This is a genomic window from Bradyrhizobium sp. MV1.5, assembly GCF_055807615.1.
The window spans coordinates 1-20,865 of sequence record NZ_JBVVPL010000037.1; the positions used below are offsets into that span (position 1 = coordinate 1).

Sequence of the window (20,865 nt, forward strand, 5' to 3'; positions counted from 1 at the left end):
ATGGGTCCTGGCTTTCGCCAGGACGACATCGGAGATGATGGCTCGATCTGTCCATCATACGAAAATCACTTCCCCGACACCATCTCCTCGACTTCGCGCAACTGCTCCTTGCCGAAGAACATCTCGTCGCCGACGAAGAAGGTCGGCGAGCCGAACGCGCCGCGCGCGACAGCCTCCTCGGTGTTCTTGATCAGTCTGCCCTTCACCTCAGGTTCCCCGGCGCGGGTGAACAGCTTTTGCGCGTCGAGGCCGGAGGACGCCAGCGCCTTGGCCGCGACTTCCGGATCGTCCATCTTCTTCGGCTCGCGCCACATGTGGTGGAATGCGGCCTCGACATATGTCTCGAACACGCCTTCGAGCTGCGCCGCGATCGCCGCGCGCATCAGGTTCAGCGTGTTGACGGGGAAGAATGGATTCATGACGTAGGGTTGAACCTTGAAGCGCTTGACGAAGCGCTCGGTCTCGACCGCCTGGAATTCCCGCTTGTTCTTGATGCCGGCAAGCGTCTCGGCCGGCGACTTGTTGTTGGTTGACTTGAAGATGCCGCCGAGCAGGATCGGCACATATTCGAATTTGACGCCGATGCGCTGCTCGATGGCGGGTATCGCGAGATGGCTGAGATAGGCGTTCGGGCTGCCGAAATCGAACAGGAATTGCGGGGCTGTGCGGGTCAAAATCATCCTCCCTGACGTCGCTTTTCCGCATTGTGGCGCAGCGCACGCCGCCGGTCCACCTTTTAATGACGGTCATAATCTCTTGATGATGTCGTCATGTCCGACGCGGATCGTCCGTTTGCGCCACACCAGAAGGTAATAGCCCATCTGCAAAAGGAACATGACGCAGAACACGATCGGATAGGCGGCCCACACACCCTCAAGGCCGATCGTGCGGCTCAGGATCACTGCGGAAGGCAGCTCGATTGCACCAATGGCGAAGATCGCGAGCAGCATTGGCGTCAGCGCCACGCCGGCAGCGCGCATCGCCCCGGAAAACACCGTCGCCAGGCCGAACGGCACCGAGCTCCACAGCGCGATGTGGAGCAAGCCCTTCGCCAGCTCGAGCACGGTGTCTTCGGTGATGAAGATACCGAGCACGGCGCGCGGCGCGAGATAGATCATCGCCACCAGCCCGCCCGTCAGGACGATGTTGAACGCAAGTCCGGTGCGCACAATGCCGTCGAGCCCCGCTCGGTCGCCGCGGCCGACCGCCTGGGCACCGAGGATCGAGACCGCGATTGAAATCGACATCGCCGTGAACTGCGTGTAGCCCATCACCTGGTTGACCGCGCCATAGGCTGCGGTTGCGTTCGAGCCGAAGCCGTTGACAAGGCCGAGCAGCACCAGCTCGGCGATCGCCATCACCACCATGCCGATCGCGCTCGGCAGTCCAATGCCGAGGACTTGTCCCAGCACCACACGATTGAGCCGCAGATGGCGCAGCAGTGCAGCGTCCGGTGCCAACGCATGTTTCCCCCGCAGCAGATAGGCGGCCAGCGCGACCAGCGTCAACGCGTTGGCGATCGCCGCCGCCCAGGCCGGACTGGTGATGCCGGCCGCGGGCAATCCGAACGACCCCCGGATCAGAATCGGCGTCAGGATCAAGCCGATCGCGGTCGACAACGCCAGCGCCAGCAGAGGCGTCAGCGCGTCACCGACGCCGCGGATCATCGCCGTCATCAGCAGGAAGGCGAAGCCGAGCGGCATGGTGAGCAGCATGATGCGGGCATAGGCGCTGGCCTGGTCGAGAATGTCCGCGGGCGTTGCGAGCATCATCATCAATTGCCGGCTGAAGATGCCGCCGATCAGTGCAATTGAAATCGAGAGCAGCAGGCCGATTGCGAGCGTCGTGCCCACGATGAGCTTGATCCGGCCCTGCTCGCCCGCACCATAGGCCTGGCCGATCAGCACCGTGGCGCCGGTGCTTAGCCCGATGACGAAGGCGAACAGGAAGAAGAACACCGGAAAGAACACCGAGACCGACGCGAGCGCGTCGACCCCGATCATCTGGCCGAGATAGACGTTACTGAGGGTGCCGAACAGCGATTGCAGCGCATTGCTCAGCATCAACGGCGCGAGGAAGCGCAGAAAACTTTTCCAGAGCGGCTTGGCGGCGGACATGGATTGGCCTTTCATCAGGGCGTGCGGAACCGTCGCCACGCGAAGTGCGCGTGGCTCGGCCGTCGATAGGGTTGTGTGAAGGCGCGCGCCTAGGCGCGGTCGCTATAGGCGAGCTTGACGATGTGGTCGCGGATGTCGGCGGGCCAATCTGCGATCAGCCCGGTGAAACGCCGCCGGTCATCCGCAAACAACGCGCGGGAAGCTTCCTCGAACTGCGGCAGATTGCCGGCCATGGTCGACATGAAGTGATAGGCCGCATCGCGGGCCTGCCGTTCGCGGTCCTTGTCGCCGCTGGCACGGCGCGCCTCTTCGACAAGTTTCCGTAGTGCGACCGAGGCGCCGCCTGCTTGCGCGCTGAGCCACTCCCAGTGCCGCGGCAGCAGCGTCACCTCGCGCGCGACCACGCCGAGCTTCGGCCGGCCGCGGCCGCGCGGCTCGCTCGGCGATGCGGTCTCCTCAACCGGGGGCGGCACAAGCTTCGCCAGCCGCGCCAGCACCTCGCGGTCTCCGCCGCGCAGATCGAAGTCGATCGATCGGCCCGTGGCGTCCTCGAAGATGATGATGGGCTCGTCCGGCCGCTCCGCCATCCGCTTGATGACCAGCGCAACCTCTCCTGCCGGCCCGGAGACCAGACGGCGATGCCCTTGGAAAGCGGTGAAAGTTTTCTGCATTGGAATCATTGCCATATCCGTCGCGATGGCAGCTTTAATACCCGGGTAAATTGTAAAGGTCAATATACCCGGATGAAAATATCCGTCCGGATGGCTCGACATTGCGTTCCCGGGCTGGCAGGAACGCGCGGCCGATCGACCATGCCTAGCCTCGGGGACCACGCGATGCTGACCGTTCACCACCTCAACAATTCCCGCTCGCAGCGCGTATTGTGGCTGCTCGAGGAATTGGGCGTGCCCTACGAGATCGTGCGCTATCAGCGCCAGCCGGACATGCGCGCGCCGAAGGAACTCCGGGCCATCCATCCGCTCGGCAAGTCGCCCGTCATCACCGACAACGGCAACACCATCGCCGAATCAGGCGCGATCATCGAATATCTCATCGCCACCTACGGCAACGGCCGGCTGGTCCCGCCGCCGAACACGCCTGAGCGGCTGCGCTTCACCTATTGGCTGCACTATGCGGAAGGCTCGGCGATGCAGCCGCTGCTGCTCAAGCTGCTGTTCACGCTGATGCCGAAGCGCGCGCCGGCGTTGCTGCGCCCGCTGGTGCGCAAGGTCTCGAACCAGGCGCTCACCGCGCTGGTCAATCCGCAGCTCAAGCAGCACATGGACTATTGGGAAGGCGAACTCGGCAAGAGCGAGTGGTTCGCCGGCAACGAGTTCACCGCCGCCGACATCCAGATGAGCTTTCCGCTCGAAGCAGCCCAGGCACGCGGCGGGCTCGAGCTTGGCCATCCCAAGGCGATGGCGTTTCTGGAGCGCATTCATGCACGGCCGGCGTACAGCCGCGCCCTCGAAAAGGGCGGGCCGTATCAGGTGGGGCGGTAAGTTTCTCACTGCGCCCTGCGTGACAGTGCCCGCCAGTCCGCATGCAATACGCGTCCGCGCGTCTCTGGCAGTTTCTCTCGCCTCGCGGTGGTTGCACGCGCGGCGGCGCGCGCAAGCCGGCCTTCGCGCCATGCAAGGACAGAGTTACTGCCCCGCTGCTTCCGCGCCCCGGGTGCGTGGATCGGGCGCGCCGAGCGGACCGTTGGCGGTCACCGCGATCGAATTCGCCGATGTCTGCCCCATCGGTATGACGATGAGATGATCCATCGCCTTCAGCTCGAGCAGCACATCATTCGGGAAGCCGCTCTCGACCCGGACCTCGTCGGGCAGCCATTGGTGATGCAGCCGCGGTGCGGCCACGGCGGCCGCGACGTCCATCTTGTAATCGAGGACGTTGACGATCACCTGGAGCACGGTCGAGATGATGCGGCTGCCGCCCGGCGAGCCCGTCACCAGAACCGGCTTGCCGTCCTTCAGCACGATGGTCGGCGACATCGACGACAGCGGCCGCTTGCCCGGCCCGGGCAAATTGGCCTCGAAGCCGACGAGGCCGTAGGCATTGGAAGCGCCGACCGCTGCGGTGAAATCGTCGAGCTCGTTGTTGAGCAGCACGCCGGTGCCGTCGGCGACGAGACCGACCCCGTAACTGAAGTTCAGAGTATAGGTGTTGCTGACGGCGTTGCCGCTGCCGTCGACGACGGAAAAATGCGTGGTGTTGCTACCCTCATGCGGTGAGGTCGCGGTGGACACGAGCTGTTTCGACGGCGTGGCGCGATCGGCGGAGATGGTTGCGCGCAGCTTGGCGGCGTAGTCCTTGGCGGTGAGTGTCTCGATCGGTGCGTTGACGAAGGCGGGATCGCCGAGATAGCGCGCACGGTCCGCATAGGCGCGCTTCATGGCCTCGATCAACAGATGCAGCGAGGCCGGCGATCCCTGCTTCAGATCGGCGAGCTGAAAACCTTCGAGGATATTGAGCGTCTCCACCAGCACCACGCCGCCTGACGACGGCAACGGCATCGACACGATGTCATAGCCGCGATAGGTGCCGCGCACCGGGGCGCGGATCACCGCCTGATAGGATTTCAAATCGGCTGGCGTCATGATGCCGCCCGCGTCAGCCACGGCCTTGGCGAGTTTCTCCGCGACCGGCCCCTCATAGAAACCGCGCGGGCCCTGTGCGGCGACAGCCGACAGCGTTTCGGCGAGATCGCTCTGCACCAGCCGGTCGCCTTCGCCGAGCGGCGTACCATCGGGCCGCGAGAAAATCCTGGCCGAGGAGGGCCAGCGCACCAGCCGCTTGTGCCAGCCCGGCAGCGTATCGGCAATGTCGTCGGTGACGAGGAAGCCATCGCGGGCGAGCGCGATTGCGGGCTCGAGCAGTTGCGCCAGCGTGAACCGGCCCGAGCCATATTTTTCCAGGGCCAGCGCAAGACCCGCGACGGTGCCGGGCACGCCGACGCCGAGAGTGGAATCCCGCGACTTCGCCGCGTCGGGCTTGCCGTCGGCATCCAGGAAGATCTGCGGCGTGGTCGCAGCCGGCGCGGTCTCGCGATAATCGATCGTGATGTCTTCGTTACGCTCGGTGGAGTGAATCACCATGAAGCCACCGCCGCCGATATTGCCGGCGCGCGGATAGGTCACGGCCATCGCAAAGCCGGTCGCGACCGCGGCATCGACGGCATTGCCGCCGCGCCGCAGGATGTCGGCGCCGACGTGCGCGGATATTTTCTCCTGCGCCACCACCATGCCGTGCTCGGCGGGAACGGCATGCACCGTGTCGCGCGCGTGCGGCACATAGGCCCGCCGCGCATCCTGCGCGGTCGCGGCCGGAAGTCCGAACGCCAGAGTGGCAAGGAAGGCGAAAAATGTCCGCCGTGTCGAAAAAGACGACATCATCAAACTTCCGCAAAGGCCATGGGCAGTTCACATGCAGCGCTGCAATGCTATACGGTTTGCCCCGACAGAGGCAAAACTGTTCGTGATGAGGATGATGGAGTGACGACGATCGCCCCGGATGCGCGTATCGCCGGCGCGCCGCGGATCTATCCGCCGCGTGCCGCCGTCGTCAGCTGGATCTTCTTCGACTGGGCTGCGCAGCCTTATTTCACGCTGATCACGACCTTCGTGTTCGCGCCCTATTTCGCCACCGGCATTGCGCCGAATCCCGCCACCGGGCAATCGCTGTGGGGCTTTGCGATGGCTGCCGCGGGCCTCGCGATCGCGCTGATGTCGCCGGTGCTGGGGGCTATCGCCGATGCTTCGGGCCGCAGGAAGCCATGGATCGCCGGATTCGGCGCAGTGCTGGTGCTGGCATCCTGCACGCTGTGGATCGGCAAGCCGGGCGATCCCTCGATCATTCCGCCGCTGCTCACCGCGGTCGCGCTCGCCAGCGTCGGCGCGGAATTCGCCACTCTCTTCAACAATGCAATGATGCCGACCTTGGTGCCGCCGGATCGCATCGGCCGGCTCTCCGGCACCGGCTGGGCGACGGGGTATGTCGGCGGCATCGTCAGCCTGATCATCGTGCTCGGCTTGCTCGCGGCCAATCCCGAGACCGGCCGCACGCTGCTCGGGCTCACACCTCTGTTCGGGCTCGATCCCGTCAGCCATCAGGGCGACCGCGCCGCCGGACCGTTGACCGGGCTTTGGTTCATCGTTTTCGTGACGCCGATGTTCCTGTTCACGCCGGACTATCCGGCGAAGCGCCCGGTGCGCGAGGCGCTGCACGAAGGCCTGTCGGAGCTGAAGCAATCGATCAAGGGTCTGCCGCAGCAGAAATCGCTCGCGGCGTTTCTGCTCGCCAACATGATCTACACCGACGGTCTGGTGTCGCTGTTTGCCTTCGGCGGCATCTATGCGGCGGGCACTTTCGGCTGGCACACGATCCAGATCGGCTCGTTTGGCATCATGCTCGCGATCGCCGGCGCGTTCGGCGCGTGGTTTGGCGGCAAGCTGGACGATCGCTTCGGGCCGAAGCGCGTGATCGCCGGCAGCATGCTGGTCCTGCTGCTGGCGCTGGCGGCGATCCTGCTGGTCGACAAGGATTCGATCTTCTTCATGAAGGTCGCGCCGCCCGCGCCTGGCGGTGCAATGTTCGCCGCTGCGGCCGAGCGCGCTTATCTGGTGCTGGGCTGCCTGATCGGTGCAGCCGGTGGTCCGCTGCAAGCCGCCTCACGCACGCTCCTGATCCGTCTCGCACCGAAGGACCGCATCGCGCAGTATTTCGGTCTGTTCGCACTGACGGGGAAAGTGACGTCCTTCATCGGCCCGCTCCTGATCGGCGTGATCACCGCGGTGACGGCGAGCCAGAAGGCCGGCATGGCCGTGCTGGTGGTGTTCTTCGTCGCGGGGCTGGCGCTGTTGATGCGGGTGCGGGAAAATTAGTGTCGTCCCGGCGAAGGCCGGGACCCATACCGCGTGATTTGTCGTTGCCGCGACGCGGCTAGTACCGCACGCCAAACTACTTCCTGGGCTATGGGTCCCGGCCTTCGCCGGGACGACCCGTTAAGAGTTTAGTACACGACAGATCTAGTGCCTGAAGTGCCGCGTGCCCGTGAACACCATGGCGATGCCGTGCTCGTCGGCGGCCTTGATGACCTCGTCGTCGCGCATGGAGCCGCCGGGCTGCACCACGGCGGTGGCGCCGGCCTCGATGCAGGCGAGCATGCCGTCGGCGAACGGGAAGAACGCATCCGACGCCACCACCGAGCCCTTGGTGAGCGGTTCGGCGAGCTTCAGCTCGGCGGCCGCATCCTGAGCCTTGCGTGCCGCGATCCGCGCTGAATCGACCCGGCTCATCTGGCCGGCGCCGATGCCGACCGTGGCGAGATCCTTGGCATAGATGATGGTGTTGGACTTGACGTGTTTTGCGACACGGAAGGCAAACTTCAGGTCGCGCATCTCGGCATCAGTGGGCGCGCGCTTCGTGACAACCTTGAAGGTCATATCGTCGACCACCGCGTTGTCGCGGCTCTGCACCAGCAGGCCGCCGGCCACCGTCTTGGCGGTGAGGCCGGGTGCGCGCGGATCGGGCAGGCTGCCGGCGAGCAGAAGTCGAAGGTTCTTGCGCGCGCCGATGATGGCAATGGCTTCCTCGCTTGCGTCGGGTGCGATGATGACCTCGGTGAAGATTTTCGTGATCTCGCGCGCGGTGTCGGCATCGAGTGCGCGGTTCATCGCGATGATGCCGCCGAAGGCCGAGGTGGAATCGCAGGCCAGCGCCTTGCGATAGGCGCTGACGAGGTCGGAGCCCTCCGCGACGCCGCAGGGATTGGCATGCTTGACGATGACGCAGGCCGCGGTGCGCTTGGCGTCGAACTCGCCGATGCATTCATAGGCGGCATCGGTGTCGTTGATGTTGTTGTAGGAGAGCTCCTTGCCCTGGAGCTGCCGCGCGGTCGAGACGCCCGGACGCTTGTCGGGGGTCGCATAGAACGCCGCGGTCTGGTGCGGGTTCTCGCCATAGCGCAGCGACTGGATCAGCCTGCCACCGAAGGCGCGGAAATCGGGCGCGTCGATCTCGAGCTGGCGATTGAACCAGTTCGAGATCGCGGCGTCATAGGCGCCAGTGCGCGCGTAAGCCTTTGCAGCAAGACGCCGGCGTAGCTTCAGCGTGGTCGCGCCTTTGTTGGCGGCGAGCTCGTCGAGCACGGCCTGATAGTCCTGCGCCTCGACCACGACGGCGACGTCATCATGGTTCTTCGCGGCGGCGCGGATCATCGCGGGGCCGCCGATATCGATGTTCTCGATGCAATCCTCGAAGCCCGCGCCTTTGTCGACGGTCGCTTCGAACGGATAGAGATTGACGACGAGCAGATCGATCGGCGCGATGCCATGCGCCGTCATCGCGTCCGCATGGTCCTTGTTGTCGCGGATCGCGAGCAGGCCGCCATGCACCTTCGGATGCAGCGTCTTGACGCGGCCATCCATCATCTCGGGGAAGCCGGTCAGCTCGGAGACGTCCTTCACCTCAAGGCCGGCCGCGGCGATCGCCTTTGCGGTGCCGCCGGTCGAGATCAGTTCGACATCGTGCGCGGCAAGCGCCTTTGCGAAGTCGATCAGGCCGGTCTTGTCGGAAACGGAGAGAAGGGCGCGAGTGACGCGGCGGGGATGGTCAGTCATGAGCAAGATCCTCTGTCTTGAAGGAGTAATGCCCAGGCGCGCGGCAGCTATGTCCCGCGCTTCCCGATGGTGCTCCATCCAAGGTCGCCAGTCGCGCGAGCGAGGGCTCGATAGCAGTTTTCGGTCGTTTTCACAACGATCAGATCGGGCCGAATCGCAGGCGTCTACAGCGGAAGTTCCGGCTCCCGCCGCGCATTTCTGCGGGCATTCGTGATCGCCGGCGAGGTGGTGGAGCGGACAAAACTCCAGCGGATCGAGGGCGCCTGCCGCGCATCCTGGCGGATCACGATCTGAGCGGTACGGCGCGGGCCGTCATTGCCGGCCAGGGACACGCTGTCCTCGAGCTCCACCTTGTCGTCGAGCGCCTCGAAGGTCCAGACGTCGCGGTTTGGCAGCACCAGCATGACGCCGCGGGCATCGGATAGCCGGCTCGCCTTCACCGCCGGGTGCAGATGGAAGCGCAGCGCGAAATCGGCATCCGGACCCTTGAAACGTCCGCCTTGCGGCGGCGACAGCGTGTCCTCGCCGTCGATGCGCGCGCCGTCATTGGCGATCATCAGCACGCGGCGGTGGATCGCGCCGAATTTTGTGAGGTAACCGTCATGCGACGTCGTGAGCAGCGTGCCGTTCTGCACGATTTCGCGATAGCTCTCGACCTCGACGGGGCCGCTGGTGATCGGAGCGCCGTGCAGGAGCCGCTTCATCGCCGACATCTCCACGAACTGGCATGACGAGGTGTCGTGATAGGTCAGCGTCGAATGCGCTGCCGTGCCGCGTGCGAACGGCCGCCAATTGTCGCGGCCCGTGGTCGGCATGCCGCAATTGGTGACGATGCGGCTGATGCCGGAGGATAGTTCGAACGACAGGCAGCCGGCATGGGCGTCGTGGCTGACGCTGGCCGCCGGCGGCGGGCCGGTGTCGATGATCAGCGTGGTCTGGCCGGCATCGAGGCGCTGGAAACCGGTATGGGGCATATTCGACATCGGCGCGCCGTGGGTGTCGTCATAGGCAAGCAGCGTGGCGAGCAGATCCGAGGGCGTTGCGCTCATGCCGTTGAACAGCGCGAAATTGCCGTCGCCGTGGCGGAAGAAGCGCAGCATCGGCATCATGCGGTCGATCGCGTTGAGCAGCGCGGGCGGCGGCGCGATGTTGCGCGCGGCAAAGGTCTGCCGCAGCGGCAACAGGTCGATCAAGAGCTCGATCAGCGCGCCCGGGTTGCGCGAAACATGCCCGCCGTCGGGCAGGATCTGCCGCTGCAATTCATCCGAGAGCTTTTTCGAGGTGCTGCGGATGTGACTTGCCTGGTTGGCGAGGCACAGCGCCGCATAGCACAGCGCGATCAGCACCTGGAGCTTCGGCACTCCGTCCGGAATGTTGACCATGGTGTAGCGCAGCAAGCGGATTTCGCGCGCCAGCGCGCGCAGATAGCGGCGGTAGAATTTGTTGTCGGTGTCGTTGAGCACCAGCGGCGCCTGCGACAGCAGGGAGATCACGCGTCGCGCAAGTACGTCGGCGCGTCGCGCGACGGGACGGCGCTTGCTGGCAGGGTTGGCGATCCAGTCCTCGATCAGCGAGCGCGCATTCGCGCGCGTCAGCGCGGTGTCGGCGGCGCGCAAATGGCGCAGCCAGCCGAAGCCGAGCAGCGCAACCTCCCAATCCTCCGACGGAGGCTCGAGATCGAAGATCGAACGGCCGTGGCAATTGACGATCTTGCCGGCGAAGACGAAGCGGCCGGCATAGATCTCGGCGGCGCGGGTCGCATCCGCGGTGCGCAGATCATGCGGCGCGATGATCAGCCGGTCGGCGCGGCCGGGCCAGACCCGCGACAGGGCGACGGAACCGCCGCTCGCGCGCGCGAGCATGTTCCGCGCGAAGCGGTTCATCACCAGCGTCGAGATACGTCTGCGTTGAGCGACCGACACGCCTTGCCTTGATGGGGGAGAGGATTCCGACGAATCCTTATTAATCCCAAAATCGGACGGCCGACACCACCTTGAACGACGCGAATCAGCGCCGTGGTTGCAAAATCCAGTGCAAAATCAGGATTTAACGAGCCGGGCCGCGAAAAATCCGTCGAGCCCACCGAGCTTGGGATCAGCGTTCGGCAGATGGCTGGGCAGAGTGCGCAGATCGCCCTCGGCGGTGACGATCTCGCTGAGCCCCGACACCTCGGACGCATCGATCGGAACCCGACGAAGCCCAGGCTCTGCGGCCAGCAGCGCGGCGACCGCATGCTCGCCCTCTTCGGGTTCCAGCGAGCAGGTACAGTAGACCAGCGTCCCGCCGGGCTTGAGCAGCGAGACCGATTTTTGCAGCAGCCGCCGCTGGAGCGCGGTCATTGCGGCGATGTCGGATTCCTGCCGAAGCCAGGATACGTCGGGGTGGCGGCGGATCGTCCCGGTCGAGGTGCAGGGCGCATCGATCAGGATGCCGTCGAAGCCCTCGGCAGGACCCGCCCATTCCGCGGCGTCGGCGACGACGGTCTCGGCCTGGAGCGACAACCGCGTCAGATTCTCGCGCAGCCGCGCCACCCGGGCGGGCGAGCGGTCGATGGCCGTGACGTGCGCACCGGCCTGCGCCAGTTGCGCGGTCTTGCCGCCGGGAGCGGCGCAGAGATCGGCGATGGATTTGCCCTTGATGTCGCCGAACAGCCGGGCCGGCAGCGCAGCGGCGGCGTCCTGCACCCACCATTGTCCTTCGGCGAAGCCGGGAAGCGTGGTCACCGCACCGTGCAGCACCGTACGCACCGATCCGGTCGGCAGCACTTCGCCATGGAGCCGGCTCGCCCATTGCGCGGCGTCCGACTTCACGGTGAGATCCAGCGAAGGATCGTGGCTGAGCGCGAGCGCCATGTCTCTTGCGACTGTCTCGCCGTAATGCGCGCTCCAGCGCGCGAGCATCCAGGGAGGCAGGTCCAGCGACTGCGCGGCAACCTCGTCCACCAGCGCCTTGCCCTCGCGGGCGCAGCGGCGCAGCACAGCGTTGACGAGGCCGGCATAGCGCGCGGCGCGCCGGTCGGATTGCACGAGGCGAACGGAGAGATCGACGGCCGCGTGATCGGGCACGTCCATCCAGAGGATCTGGGCGGCGCCGATCAACAGCGCGCTCTGCGCGCGCGGCGCGTCGGAGGGAATGCCTTTGTCGAGCAAGCGGGACAGCACATGGCCGAGCGTGCCGAGCCGGCGCAGCACGGTGGCGACCAGGCGACGCATCAGCGCGCGGTCGCGGTCGGGGAGCGTCTTCAGTCCGGGATGGGCGCCGCTGCCGTCGAGCTGCTCGTCAAGCGTGCGGTGCTTTTGCAGCACGCCGTCGACGATGTCGGCGGCAATCCGCCGCGCCGCGAGACCGGGCACTTCGGATGGAGGAGCGAAACGTTGAGAAGGCATGCGGCTTAAGGTTCTTAGCGAGCGGCAGTTCCGCCGATACGGGCGCATGCCTTGAGAAAGCGATCTCTCGCACGCGAATATGCCAAATGTAAGAAGCGCTTCCGGCTTTTTCAGCCCTCCGGGCCCGATTTCAGGAATGCGTTATTGGGCGTCGCGCTGTGCCTCGCCCTGCGCTAGAAAGCCCAGCGATGAGTGACCAGCCTTCCGTTCCCGACCGCAAGCCGCTCACGCCGGCCGCCCAGCGTGCGCTGGCCGAGGCCGAAGCGCGCCGGCAGGCTGCGGCAGTCCGAGCCAAAAATGACGGCCAGGCGGCGCCAAAGGAGTTGCAGGGCCCAAAAGGACCCGAGCCGACCCGCTATGGCGATTGGGAGCGCAAGGGCATCGCTTCCGACTTCTGAAGCTTGTCTTTTGAGGCTCGCTTGCCGGACTGCCCGACTCAGCCCTAGCGTGCGCGGATGTCGCGTTTCGATCCAAGCCATCCATATCGGCCTTCATACAGCGGCTCGCCATTCGGTCGCCGTTTCTCAGGCCTGTTGCCGTGGATGTTCGTGGTCGGAATCGTGGTGGCCGTGGTGTTCACGTTCCGGCACGGGATGAACTGGCCGTTCCCTCGTGCGACTGACGGTCAATCGCGGGACGCCGAAATCATCTTACAGCAGGCAAGTCCTGACGTCCGTGAGCCGGTCGAGGTCGTTCGCACCATTGACGGCGACACCTTTCTCGCACGCGTTCGTCAGCGCAACGGCCGCGATCTCGTCGTGCGCGTTCGCCTGCGCGGCATCGATGCACCCGAGATGAAAGCCTCCTGCCAGCAGGAGCTGGACAAGGCCGAAGCCGCGGCCCGCGCATTGCGCGATCTGCTCGGGCAAGGTGGCGTGGTGATCACCAATCTCGGCTCCGATAAATATGGCCGCGTTCTCGCCGACGTCGCGACAAAACGCACGGCCAATGTCTCGGCGGCGTTGCTCGCCGGCGGTTACGCGCGAAGCTACAATGGCGGCCATCGCGACGGCTGGTGCACGCGGAGCTGGCGCTTCTGGTGACAAAAAAAGCCGCGTCAAAAGACGCGGCTCTTGCCGTCTCACCCCAATGCCGGCGATCAGCGCGTCACGACCACCGTCGTGCCGACCGAGACGCGGCTGTAGAGATCGGTGATGTCGTCGTTGAGCATGCGGATGCAGCCATAGGAGACGAAGCCGCCGATCGAGCCCGGCACGTTGGTCCCGTGGATGGCATATTCACCGCCGGACAGCGTCATCGCCGCGACGCCCATCGGATTGCGTGGCGAGCCGCCCGGGATGACGTCCGGGATGGTCGGCTTGTCGCGCTTCACCTCGGCGGGCGGCGCCCAGGCCGGGTTGCGGTACTTGCCGTCGATGCGGGTGGTGCCGGCCCACTGCTTCCCGGACTTGCCGACGCCGACCGGGTAGCGCACGGCGTGGCCGCTATCGAGAACGAGATAGAGCCGACGCTCGTTGGTTTTGACCACGATGGTGCCCGGCGAATAGTCGGCCAGGTGTGTCCCCACCATTTCCGGCCGCGCCTGCGCCGCCGTCGACATCAAGACCCCAGCCCCGACGGTGGCGGCCAGCGCCACAGCAATCCTCATCGACATCGATTTTCCCCTTGCCCCGAACGGACCGTCCAAAATTACGCAAAACCGGCAATCGCTGGCTCGCCAAGTCCTTGTCGCAAGTCTTGTCGCAAGTCCTTGTCAGGCGACATTCTTAACCGCGCCTGTTAACCGGATGGTTTCCACGCACGGCCGCCAAGGGCCACCCAACAGGGGGAACAAAGGAAATCTTCGAAACAAAGTAAATGACCTGAAAACAACACTCAGCCGGAAAGATGCCCGGGCGCCGGGGCGCGGCCTGACAAGTGCGTGACGATGTGAACGGCCGTTGTTTCAGGGGCGGTGATGCGGGAGGCGGTCCGTGTCCCGGACGCGGCGCAACGCGAAGCGGTGCGACGCCGAGCCGGGACCACGAAAGCCACAGTGTCTGCCGTTGCATGGCCCGGCTCAGCAGCGCACCGCTAAAGAGCGCTGCGCTGCGTCCGGGGCACGAGACTGCCTTACGCGGACTTCTTGTTCTGTCGGTTCTTGACGAGGTCGTCGACCACGCCGGGATCGGCCAAGGTCGAGGTGTCGCCCAGGCTGCCCGGCTCGTCCTCGGCGATCTTGCGCAGGATGCGGCGCATGATCTTGCCGGAGCGGGTTTTTGGCAGGCCGGGCGAGAACTGGATTTGGTCGGGCGCAGCAATCGGGCCGATCTCCTTGCGCACCCAGGTGACGAGCTCCTTGCGCAGTTCGTCGGTCGGCTCGATGCCGGCCATCAGGGTCACATAGGCGTAGATGCCCTGGCCCTTGATGTCGTGCGGGTAACCGACCACGGCGGCTTCCGAGACCTTCTCGTGTGCGACCAGCGCACTCTCGACTTCGGCCGTGCCCATGCGATGGCCGGAGACGTTGATGACGTCGTCGACGCGGCCGGTGATCCAGTAATAACCGTCGGCATCGCGCCGGCAGCCGTCGCCGGTGAAATATTTGCCCTTGTAGGTCGAGAAATAGGTCTGCTCGAAGCGGGCGTGATCGCCATAGACCGTGCGCATCTGACCCGGCCATGACCTCGTCAGGCACAGATTGCCTGATGTCTCGCCGTCCAGCACGTTGCCGTCGGCGTCGACGATCTCGGGCACCACGCCGAAGAACGGCTGCGTCGCCGAGCCCGGCTTGAGCTTCGTGGCGCCGGGCAGGGGCGTGATCAAAATGCCGCCGGTCTCGGTCTGCCACCAGGTGTCGACGATCGGGCAGCGGTCGTCGCCGACGACGCGGTGATACCACTCCCAGGCTTCCGGATTGATCGGCTCGCCGACCGAGCCAAGCAGGCGCAGGCTGGCGCGCGCGGTCTTCTTCACGGGCGCGTCGCCGCTCTGCATCAGCGCGCGGATCGCGGTCGGCGCTGTGTAGAAGATGTTGACCTTGTGCTTGTCGATCACGTTCCAGAATCGCGAATTATCCGGGTAATTCGGCACGCCTTCGAACATCAGCGTGGTCGCGCCGTTGGCGAGCGGTCCGTACAGAATGTAGCTGTGGCCGGTGACCCAGCCGACGTCGGCGGTGCACCAGTAGACGTCGCCATCGTGATAGTCGAAGACGTATTGATGCGTCATCGCGGCGAACACGAGATAGCCGGCGGAGGTGTGCAGCACGCCCTTGGGTTGGCCGGTCGAGCCTGAGGTGTAGAGGATGAACAGCGGATCTTCCGCGTGCATGTGCTCGACCGGGCACTCGGTCGTCACCATCTTGGCGGCGTCGTGATACCAGAGGTCGCGCGAGGGATTCATTTCGACCGCGCCGCCGGTGCGCTTGACCACGACGACCCAGTCGACGCCGTCTGCCTTGGCGAGCGCGGCGTCGACATTGGCCTTCAGCGGCACTTTCTTGCCGCCGCGCAGGCCCTCATCCGCTGTGATGATCACCTTGGATTGGCAGTCGTTGATGCGCTGCGCGAGGCTGTCGGGCGAGAAGCCGGCGAACACCACGGAGTGAATTGCGCCGATCCGCGCGCAGGCCAGCATCGCGTAGGCCGCCTCCGGAATCATCGGCAGGTAGATGGTGACGCGGTCGCCCTTCTTGACGTTCCGGGTGCGCAGGATGTTGGCCATCCGGCAGACCTCGTCGTGCAGCTCCTTGTAAGTGATGTGCCGGGATTGCGAGGGATCGTCGCCTTCCCAGATGATCGCGGTCTGGTTGGCCCGGCTGTGGAGATGCCGGTCGATGCAATTATGGGCGACGTTGAGGATGCCGTCCTCGAACCATTTGATGGAGATGTTGCCCGGCGCGAAGGAGACGTTCTCGATCTTCGTCGGAGCGTGCATCCAGTCGATGCGCTTGGCCTGCTCAGCCCAGAAGGCGTTCGGGTCCGAGATCGAGCGGGCGTACATGTCCTTGTATTTGGCCTGGTCGACCCAGGCGCGCTTCGCCCATTCCGCGGGGACGTCGTAGATCTTCTCGGACATGTTTCCCTCCACATACGGCAAGCCGAGCACAGACCACTGGCGAGCCGACTTGATCCTTGAACCGATTATGCGTCGGGCTAACCGGACCCGACAAGGTGCACAAGCTGGACCTTCGGCGAGCAGCCTGCCATGCGGAGGATCAAGCCGTTTCGTGCGACTGTCGCAGTTTTGAAACAGGGCGACGGGCGGCTTTCGGGTCTTTACCCAGATCCTCGGAAGGGGCCCGCGCAGAGCGCCATGCACCGTGCAGAGGTATTTAGAAACCGCCTCTCACTGATTCGGGACTCGCAATGCGGTTCGGAACACCCTAAATGGCCAACCCGGGTCCAACGAGACCCCATGGAACAAAAATCAGAACAGCGGCATTGACCGATAACAGACAGGGCTAAGGCATAAGACTATGATGGATCAGCGGAATTTCGGGACGATGCGGCCCGCTTCAGCCGATCCTGCTGCCATTGCGCTGGCCAAAGCCCTCGGACAATGGCCGAAACCGGCCGGTTCCGGCCGTCCCAGCCCGAAAAAAGCGTTCGACACGGCGCCTGCGAGGACGGTCGAGGCCCTCGCCAGGGAACTGGGCCTGCGGCTTGGTGACCAGAACGAGCTGACCATCCGCCGCATCAGGCGCGGCAAGGGCTATTCGTTCGTGCGACCCAACGGGGTCCACATCCGCGATGCCCGCATCATTCGGCGGCTGCATTCCATGGCGGTGCCGCCGGCCTATCGCGAGGTGCGCTACTCGGCCGATCCGAGCACGCATCTCCAGGCGGTGGGACGCGATGCCGCGGGCCGGCTGCAATATCGCTATCACGCCGATTGGGAGAAGGTCCGCGAGCAACGCAAGGCGCATCGTCTGGAAAAACTCGTCGGCGCGCTGCCCAAGATCCGGCGCAAGGTCTCGGCGTTCCTGTCGGGCGACGAGCCGACCCGCGAATTCGCGCTCTCGGCCGTCATCGAACTGATTGCGCGCACCGCGATCCGCCCCGGCAACGAATCCTATGCCCGTCTCAACGGCACCCGCGGAGCCACCACGCTGCTGAAGTCCAACGTCTCGCTGGAAGACGACAACTTCGTGCTGACCTTCAAGGCGAAGGGCGGCAAGGCCGTGCGCAAGGAGTGCGACGCGGCCAAGCTCGTGCGTGCCATCGGGATTTTGCAGGGCGTTCCGGGCAAGCGCATGTTCCAGTATCGCGATGCCTACGGCATCGTGCGCGCGGTCAGCACCACGCAGGTGAACGCGTTTCTGCGCGAGATCGCCGGCATCAAGATCTCGCTGAAGGATTTCCGCACGCTGATGGCCTCTGCCGTGGTCGTGGAATCGTTGTCGCGGATCACGCCCGCGACCAGCCAGCGCGGCCGCAAGAAGCAGGTGCTCGACGCGATCCGCGGCGCTGCCGATCAGCTCTCCAACACGCCGGCGATCTGCCGCAAGAGCTATGTTCACGACACCATCGTCACCGCGTTCGAGGACGGCATCCTCGAACGCTTTGCCGCGACCATGAAGGGCCAGCGTTCGCAGGCCAGGCGCGAGCAGCTTTTGCAGCAGGTGGTGGCGACCGCGGCGGTCTGACCTTCTTCCGTCGCTACGCCTTGGTGGAAACGCCGTTGTCGGGACCTGGATCGCTGCCCGCGGCTGCGGTCGTGAGCCGTCCCAGATAATGCGCCCATCCCGTCGCGTGGGCGGCAGCCTGTTCCTCGGTCGGCAGCCCGCTATGGGTCATGCGCAGCAATGTGCCGCCGTCGCGTTCGATCAGGTCGATCTCGATCAGGCTCGAGCCGGGCGGCACTTCCTGACCACCCTCCCATCCAAACGTGTAGGCGAGCCGATGCACCGGCACGACCTCGCGGAACGCGCCGCGGGCGACGCCGCCGCGGGGGCCGATGCCTTTGAGCAGATATAGCCCGCCGGGATGCGGCTCCGTGGTCGCGTCGGAACCCATCCAGCTCAAAATCTTCTCGGGGTCGGTCAGGTAAGCGAAAACGGTGGCCCGTGGGGCGGCGATCTGGGTCTCGCGTCGCACTATGAACGGTTCGGTCATCGGCGATCATCCCTGGCTGACTGTGGGACATGGCGGCCCTCGGGCGGCCCGTCAAGGATTGCCCGTGACAAAGAGGGCCTGCCTTCGCCATGATCGGGCCATGCAGCTCTCGCCGACGCTCGCCTGGCTTGTCGATGTCGCCGCCGATAGCACCGGGGCCGACCGCTTGCTCGCGGATCTCGGCGCACATCTGGTCGCCGACGGCGTGCCGCTTGCGGCAGGCAGCCTGACGTTGGGGGTGCCGCATCCGTTGATCGCGAAGCGGACCTGGTTGTGGCGCGCGGAGAACGGCCGGGTGATCGAAGCGCTCGGCTTCGCACCAGGCGGCCTCGCGCCCGACCCGCCCAACGATGCCGGCCGCCGCTGGCTGCGCGACATCGCGGCCGGTGAGGTGCACGAAGACGCGGTCGGACGGCCCGACGGGCCATTGCTCGGCTGGATCGGGCCGCGTCCGTTCACCGCAGACGAGACCGAGCAGTTGCGCCAGGCCGCGCGCTTTGCCGCGACGCCCCTTGCGGTGCTTGCCGCGCGCGCCACGTTGCGCGCGACGCTTGATGCCTATCTTGGCAAGCGCAGCGCGGAGCGGGTGCTGGCGGCACCCCTGCGGCGCGATCTCGGCGAGACCATTCAGGCCGCGCTGCTCTATGCCGACCTGCGCAATTTCACGCTCCTGTCGGAAACCACGCCACCTGCCGGCGTCATCGCGGCGCTCGATGCATGGTTCGATCGAATCGCCGGCGCGATCCACGCCTTCGGCGGCGAGGTGCTGAAATTCATCGGCGACGGCGTGCTCGCCATCTTTCCGGTGGTCGGGGCGTCACCGCGCCAAGCGTGCGATGCAGCTCTGCGTGCCGCGAGCGCAGCCGAAGCCGGAATGACGTATCTCAACGCGGAGCGCCGTGCCCAAAGTCTGCCGCCGCTCGCGTTCGGTGCGGCGCTGCATCTCGGCGAGATGCTATGGGGCAATATCGGCGCCGCCAACCGGCTCGATTTCACGGCGATCGGTCCCGCCGTCAATCTCGCCAGCCGGCTCGAAGGATTGTGCAAGCCGCTCGGCAGAACCGTGCTGGTGTCGGGCGCGCTCGCCGCCGAGACGGACATGCCTCTGATCGCGCTCGGATCGCATTTGCTGCGCGGCATTGCCGCGCCATGCGAGGTGTTTGCGCTTCCGGAAACGTAAGCTCGGATATCGTAGCCCGGATGGAGCGAAGCGTAATCCGGGGTCGTGCGACATGGAGACTTTCCCGGATTGCGCTTCGCTCCATCCGGGCTACAGCAGCAACTACATCCCACCCATCTTGCAGACGAGCTTCCATTCGTCGGCCGTCACCGGCTGCACCGAGAGGCGCGAATATTTCACCAGCGCCATGTCGGCGAGCTTCTTCTCGGCCTTGATCGCGGCCATCGTCACCGGACTCTTCAACGGCTTGTCGGCCTTGATGTCGACGCAGACGAATTTTTCCGTCTTGTCGGTCGGATCGAGGTAGGCTTCCTTGATAATCTCCGCGATGCCAACGATCTCCTTGCCCTCGTTGGAATGATAGAAGAACGCCTTGTCGCCCTTCTTCATGGCGACGAGATTCTGGCGCGCGGTGTAATTGCGCACGCCGGTCCAGGCTTCGCCCTTGGCGCCTTTCGCCACCTGCTGGTCCCAGGACCACACCGATGGTTCGGATTTCACCAGCCAGTATGCCATCTTCATTCCTCTGCCTTGAAAGGTCGCGCCATCAGCCCCGAGATCGCGGCATCGATCGTGCTTCTGCCGGTCAGGATCGATGCGACGGCTTCCGATACTGGCATTTCGATGTTTTGCGAAGCCGCGAGCTCGATCAGGACCGGCGCGGTGAATTCGCCTTCGGCAAGCTTGCCGGTGGGCGGCTGCTCGCTGCGGCCAAGCGCCAGGCCGAGCGCAAAATTGCGCGATTGTGGGCTCGAGCAGGTCAAGATCAGATCGCCGAGGCCAGACAAGCCCGTGAGTGTTTCGCTGCGTGCGCCGAGCGCGCGGCCGAGGCGTGTCAGCTCGGCAAAGGCGCGGGTGGTGAGTGCGGCCTGGGCGGAAGCGCCGAGCTTGCGCCCGACCGCGATGCCGACCGCGATCGCCAGCACGTTCTTGGCGGCGCCGCCGATCTCGACGCCGCGGACATCGGTGGAGTGATAGGGCCGGAAGGTCGTCGAGCCCAGCGCCTGCACCAAGCTGTTGGCCAGCGCTTCCTCCCTCGCCGCCAGCGTGACCGCGGTCGGCAGGCCACGCGCGACATCGTCGGCAAAGCTCGGGCCCGATAGGATCGCCGGCTGCGCGTGAGGCGCGGCCTCGGCGATCACGTCGGTCATGAATTTATGGGTGCCGTGCTCGATGCCCTTGGCGCAGGCAATGATCGGCACCGGCTTTTCCAGGTGCGAGGCGAGCATGTTGACAGCACCGCGCAGATGCTGCGCGGGCACTGCGATCAGCAGCATGTCCGCGCGCGCGGCGAGGCCCAGGTCGCTCGTGACGATGATCTCCGGCGCAAGCCGAATGCCCGGCAGCCGCGGATTGTCGCGGCTCGATGCGATTCGCTTCGCGTGCTCGGGATTGCGCGCCCACAGCGTCACGTTCCGTCCGGCCCGCGCCGCCACCATCGCCAGCGCCGTGCCCCAGGCGCCCGCGCCGATCACCGTGACCGATCGGAACGCTGTCATT

At 65.4% G+C, this 20,865-nt stretch carries 18 protein-coding genes and 1 riboswitch; of the genes, 6 read left to right on the forward strand and 12 right to left on the reverse strand.

Annotated elements, in window-relative coordinates; genetic code table 11:
- Nucleotides 1-65: 65 nt before the first annotated feature.
- From AC0L2J_RS27235 to AC0L2J_RS27245, 3 genes are all read right to left on the reverse strand, one after another.
- The gene (locus AC0L2J_RS27235; protein ID WP_035973478.1) at nucleotides 66-680 is read right to left on the reverse strand and encodes a 2-hydroxychromene-2-carboxylate isomerase; all 615 of its coding nucleotides are present in this window, start codon (nucleotides 678-680) and stop codon (nucleotides 66-68) included.
- A 66-nt stretch (nucleotides 681-746) separates the two neighbouring features.
- Nucleotides 747-2,117 carry an MATE family efflux transporter gene (locus AC0L2J_RS27240; RefSeq protein WP_473395077.1) on the reverse strand — a complete coding sequence of 457 codons (1,371 nt, stop codon included), beginning with the start codon at nucleotides 2,115-2,117 and terminating at the stop codon, nucleotides 747-749.
- A gap of 89 nt (nucleotides 2,118-2,206) precedes the next feature.
- Nucleotides 2,207-2,803: a DUF2239 family protein gene (locus AC0L2J_RS27245; RefSeq protein WP_473248838.1), complete on the reverse strand. Its 597-nt coding sequence runs from the start codon at nucleotides 2,801-2,803 to the stop codon at nucleotides 2,207-2,209.
- Nucleotides 2,804-2,953: 150 nt separating this feature from the next.
- Here AC0L2J_RS27245 and AC0L2J_RS27250 point away from each other — a divergent pair, with 150 nt between their 5' ends.
- The gene (locus tag AC0L2J_RS27250) at nucleotides 2,954-3,619 is read left to right on the forward strand and encodes a glutathione S-transferase family protein (protein WP_063992271.1); all 666 of its coding nucleotides are present in this window, start codon (nucleotides 2,954-2,956) and stop codon (nucleotides 3,617-3,619) included.
- Nucleotides 3,620-3,763: 144 nt separating this feature from the next.
- On the opposite strand, the gene ggt is transcribed toward AC0L2J_RS27250, so the two are convergent.
- Nucleotides 3,764-5,515, reverse strand: coding sequence for a gamma-glutamyltransferase (gene ggt / locus AC0L2J_RS27255; protein ID WP_473395078.1), 1,752 nt, complete (start codon nucleotides 5,513-5,515; stop codon nucleotides 3,764-3,766).
- A 99-nt stretch (nucleotides 5,516-5,614) separates the two neighbouring features.
- Here ggt and AC0L2J_RS27260 point away from each other — a divergent pair, with 99 nt between their 5' ends.
- On the forward strand, nucleotides 5,615-7,003 hold the full coding sequence (locus AC0L2J_RS27260; protein ID WP_473395079.1) for an MFS transporter: 1,389 nt from the start codon (nucleotides 5,615-5,617) through the stop codon (nucleotides 7,001-7,003).
- 144 nt (nucleotides 7,004-7,147) lie between these two features.
- Here AC0L2J_RS27260 and purH read toward each other — a convergent pair whose 3' ends face one another.
- The 3 genes from purH to AC0L2J_RS27275 all read right to left on the reverse strand — a co-directional run bounded on the left by purH (nucleotide 7,148) and on the right by AC0L2J_RS27275 (nucleotide 12,126).
- Nucleotides 7,148-8,740, reverse strand: a complete 1,593-nt coding sequence (purH, locus tag AC0L2J_RS27265; protein ID WP_473395080.1) for a bifunctional phosphoribosylaminoimidazolecarboxamide formyltransferase/IMP cyclohydrolase — start codon at nucleotides 8,738-8,740, stop codon at nucleotides 7,148-7,150.
- Between the two features lie 23 nt (nucleotides 8,741-8,763).
- Nucleotides 8,764-8,845, reverse strand: a riboswitch (ZMP/ZTP riboswitch).
- A gap of 59 nt (nucleotides 8,846-8,904) precedes the next feature.
- Nucleotides 8,905-10,623, reverse strand: coding sequence for a heparinase II/III family protein (locus tag AC0L2J_RS27270; RefSeq protein WP_473395104.1), 1,719 nt, complete (start codon nucleotides 10,621-10,623; stop codon nucleotides 8,905-8,907).
- Between the two features lie 156 nt (nucleotides 10,624-10,779).
- Nucleotides 10,780-12,126: an RsmB/NOP family class I SAM-dependent RNA methyltransferase gene (locus AC0L2J_RS27275; protein ID WP_063992275.1), complete on the reverse strand. Its 1,347-nt coding sequence runs from the start codon at nucleotides 12,124-12,126 to the stop codon at nucleotides 10,780-10,782.
- Nucleotides 12,127-12,314: 188 nt separating this feature from the next.
- On the opposite strand from AC0L2J_RS27275, the gene AC0L2J_RS27280 reads away from it, so the two are divergent.
- Both AC0L2J_RS27280 and AC0L2J_RS27285 read left to right on the forward strand, forming a co-directional pair.
- On the forward strand, nucleotides 12,315-12,524 hold the full coding sequence (locus AC0L2J_RS27280) for a DUF1674 domain-containing protein (RefSeq protein ID WP_063992276.1): 210 nt from the start codon (nucleotides 12,315-12,317) through the stop codon (nucleotides 12,522-12,524).
- Between the two features lie 57 nt (nucleotides 12,525-12,581).
- On the forward strand, nucleotides 12,582-13,169 hold the full coding sequence (locus AC0L2J_RS27285) for a thermonuclease family protein (RefSeq protein ID WP_473395081.1): 588 nt from the start codon (nucleotides 12,582-12,584) through the stop codon (nucleotides 13,167-13,169).
- A 56-nt stretch (nucleotides 13,170-13,225) separates the two neighbouring features.
- Here the strand turns inward: AC0L2J_RS27285 and AC0L2J_RS27290 are convergent, their stop codons facing one another.
- A complete protein-coding gene (locus tag AC0L2J_RS27290) occupies nucleotides 13,226-13,741 on the reverse strand; it encodes a L,D-transpeptidase (RefSeq protein WP_035973481.1) in 516 nt (171 codons plus the stop codon).
- A 458-nt stretch (nucleotides 13,742-14,199) separates the two neighbouring features.
- Entirely contained in the window at nucleotides 14,200-16,146 is a 1,947-nt protein-coding gene (gene acs / locus AC0L2J_RS27295) for an acetate--CoA ligase (protein ID WP_473395082.1), read from the reverse strand.
- A gap of 400 nt (nucleotides 16,147-16,546) precedes the next feature.
- On the opposite strand from acs, the gene AC0L2J_RS27300 reads away from it, so the two are divergent.
- Nucleotides 16,547-17,716 carry a DNA topoisomerase IB gene (locus tag AC0L2J_RS27300; RefSeq protein WP_473395083.1) on the forward strand — a complete coding sequence of 390 codons (1,170 nt, stop codon included), beginning with the start codon at nucleotides 16,547-16,549 and terminating at the stop codon, nucleotides 17,714-17,716.
- Between the two features lie 13 nt (nucleotides 17,717-17,729).
- On the opposite strand, the gene AC0L2J_RS27305 is transcribed toward AC0L2J_RS27300, so the two are convergent.
- Nucleotides 17,730-18,185 carry an SRPBCC family protein gene (locus tag AC0L2J_RS27305; RefSeq protein ID WP_007604132.1) on the reverse strand — a complete coding sequence of 152 codons (456 nt, stop codon included), beginning with the start codon at nucleotides 18,183-18,185 and terminating at the stop codon, nucleotides 17,730-17,732.
- Between the two features lie 100 nt (nucleotides 18,186-18,285).
- Between AC0L2J_RS27305 and AC0L2J_RS27310 the strand changes: the two genes are divergently transcribed.
- Nucleotides 18,286-19,365, forward strand: a complete 1,080-nt coding sequence (locus tag AC0L2J_RS27310; RefSeq protein ID WP_473395084.1) for an adenylate/guanylate cyclase domain-containing protein — start codon at nucleotides 18,286-18,288, stop codon at nucleotides 19,363-19,365.
- A gap of 102 nt (nucleotides 19,366-19,467) precedes the next feature.
- Here the strand turns inward: AC0L2J_RS27310 and AC0L2J_RS27315 are convergent, their stop codons facing one another.
- Nucleotides 19,468-19,881, reverse strand: coding sequence for an EVE domain-containing protein (locus tag AC0L2J_RS27315; protein ID WP_007604134.1), 414 nt, complete (start codon nucleotides 19,879-19,881; stop codon nucleotides 19,468-19,470).
- Nucleotides 19,882-19,883: 2 nt separating this feature from the next.
- The gene (locus AC0L2J_RS27320) at nucleotides 19,884-20,864 is read right to left on the reverse strand and encodes an NAD(P)H-dependent glycerol-3-phosphate dehydrogenase (protein WP_007604135.1); all 981 of its coding nucleotides are present in this window, start codon (nucleotides 20,862-20,864) and stop codon (nucleotides 19,884-19,886) included.
- Nucleotide 20,865: the final 1 nt, after the last annotated feature.

Coding starts and splice junctions, on each gene's coding strand:
- AC0L2J_RS27235 (WP_035973478.1), bottom strand. CDS start 680: ATGATTTTGACCCGCACAGCCCCGCAATTCCTGTTCGATTTCGGCAGC.
- AC0L2J_RS27240 (WP_473395077.1), bottom strand. CDS start 2,117: ATGTCCGCCGCCAAGCCGCTCTGGAAAAGTTTTCTGCGCTTCCTCGCG.
- AC0L2J_RS27245 (WP_473248838.1), bottom strand. CDS start 2,803: ATGGCAATGATTCCAATGCAGAAAACTTTCACCGCTTTCCAAGGGCAT.
- AC0L2J_RS27250 (WP_063992271.1), top strand. CDS start 2,954: ATGCTGACCGTTCACCACCTCAACAATTCCCGCTCGCAGCGCGTATTG.
- ggt (WP_473395078.1), bottom strand. CDS start 5,515: ATGATGTCGTCTTTTTCGACACGGCGGACATTTTTCGCCTTCCTTGCC.
- purH (WP_473395080.1), bottom strand. CDS start 8,740: ATGACTGACCATCCCCGCCGCGTCACTCGCGCCCTTCTCTCCGTTTCC.
- AC0L2J_RS27270 (WP_473395104.1), bottom strand. CDS start 10,623: ATGAACCGCTTCGCGCGGAACATGCTCGCGCGCGCGAGCGGCGGTTCC.
- AC0L2J_RS27275 (WP_063992275.1), bottom strand. CDS start 12,126: ATGCCTTCTCAACGTTTCGCTCCTCCATCCGAAGTGCCCGGTCTCGCG.
- AC0L2J_RS27280 (WP_063992276.1), top strand. CDS start 12,315: ATGAGTGACCAGCCTTCCGTTCCCGACCGCAAGCCGCTCACGCCGGCC.
- AC0L2J_RS27285 (WP_473395081.1), top strand. CDS start 12,582: ATGTCGCGTTTCGATCCAAGCCATCCATATCGGCCTTCATACAGCGGC.
- AC0L2J_RS27290 (WP_035973481.1), bottom strand. CDS start 13,741: ATGTCGATGAGGATTGCTGTGGCGCTGGCCGCCACCGTCGGGGCTGGG.
- acs (WP_473395082.1), bottom strand. CDS start 16,146: ATGTCCGAGAAGATCTACGACGTCCCCGCGGAATGGGCGAAGCGCGCC.
- AC0L2J_RS27300 (WP_473395083.1), top strand. CDS start 16,547: ATGATGGATCAGCGGAATTTCGGGACGATGCGGCCCGCTTCAGCCGAT.
- AC0L2J_RS27305 (WP_007604132.1), bottom strand. CDS start 18,185: ATGACCGAACCGTTCATAGTGCGACGCGAGACCCAGATCGCCGCCCCA.
- AC0L2J_RS27310 (WP_473395084.1), top strand. CDS start 18,286: ATGCAGCTCTCGCCGACGCTCGCCTGGCTTGTCGATGTCGCCGCCGAT.
- AC0L2J_RS27315 (WP_007604134.1), bottom strand. CDS start 19,881: ATGGCATACTGGCTGGTGAAATCCGAACCATCGGTGTGGTCCTGGGAC.
- AC0L2J_RS27320 (WP_007604135.1), bottom strand. CDS start 20,864: ATGACAGCGTTCCGATCGGTCACGGTGATCGGCGCGGGCGCCTGGGGC.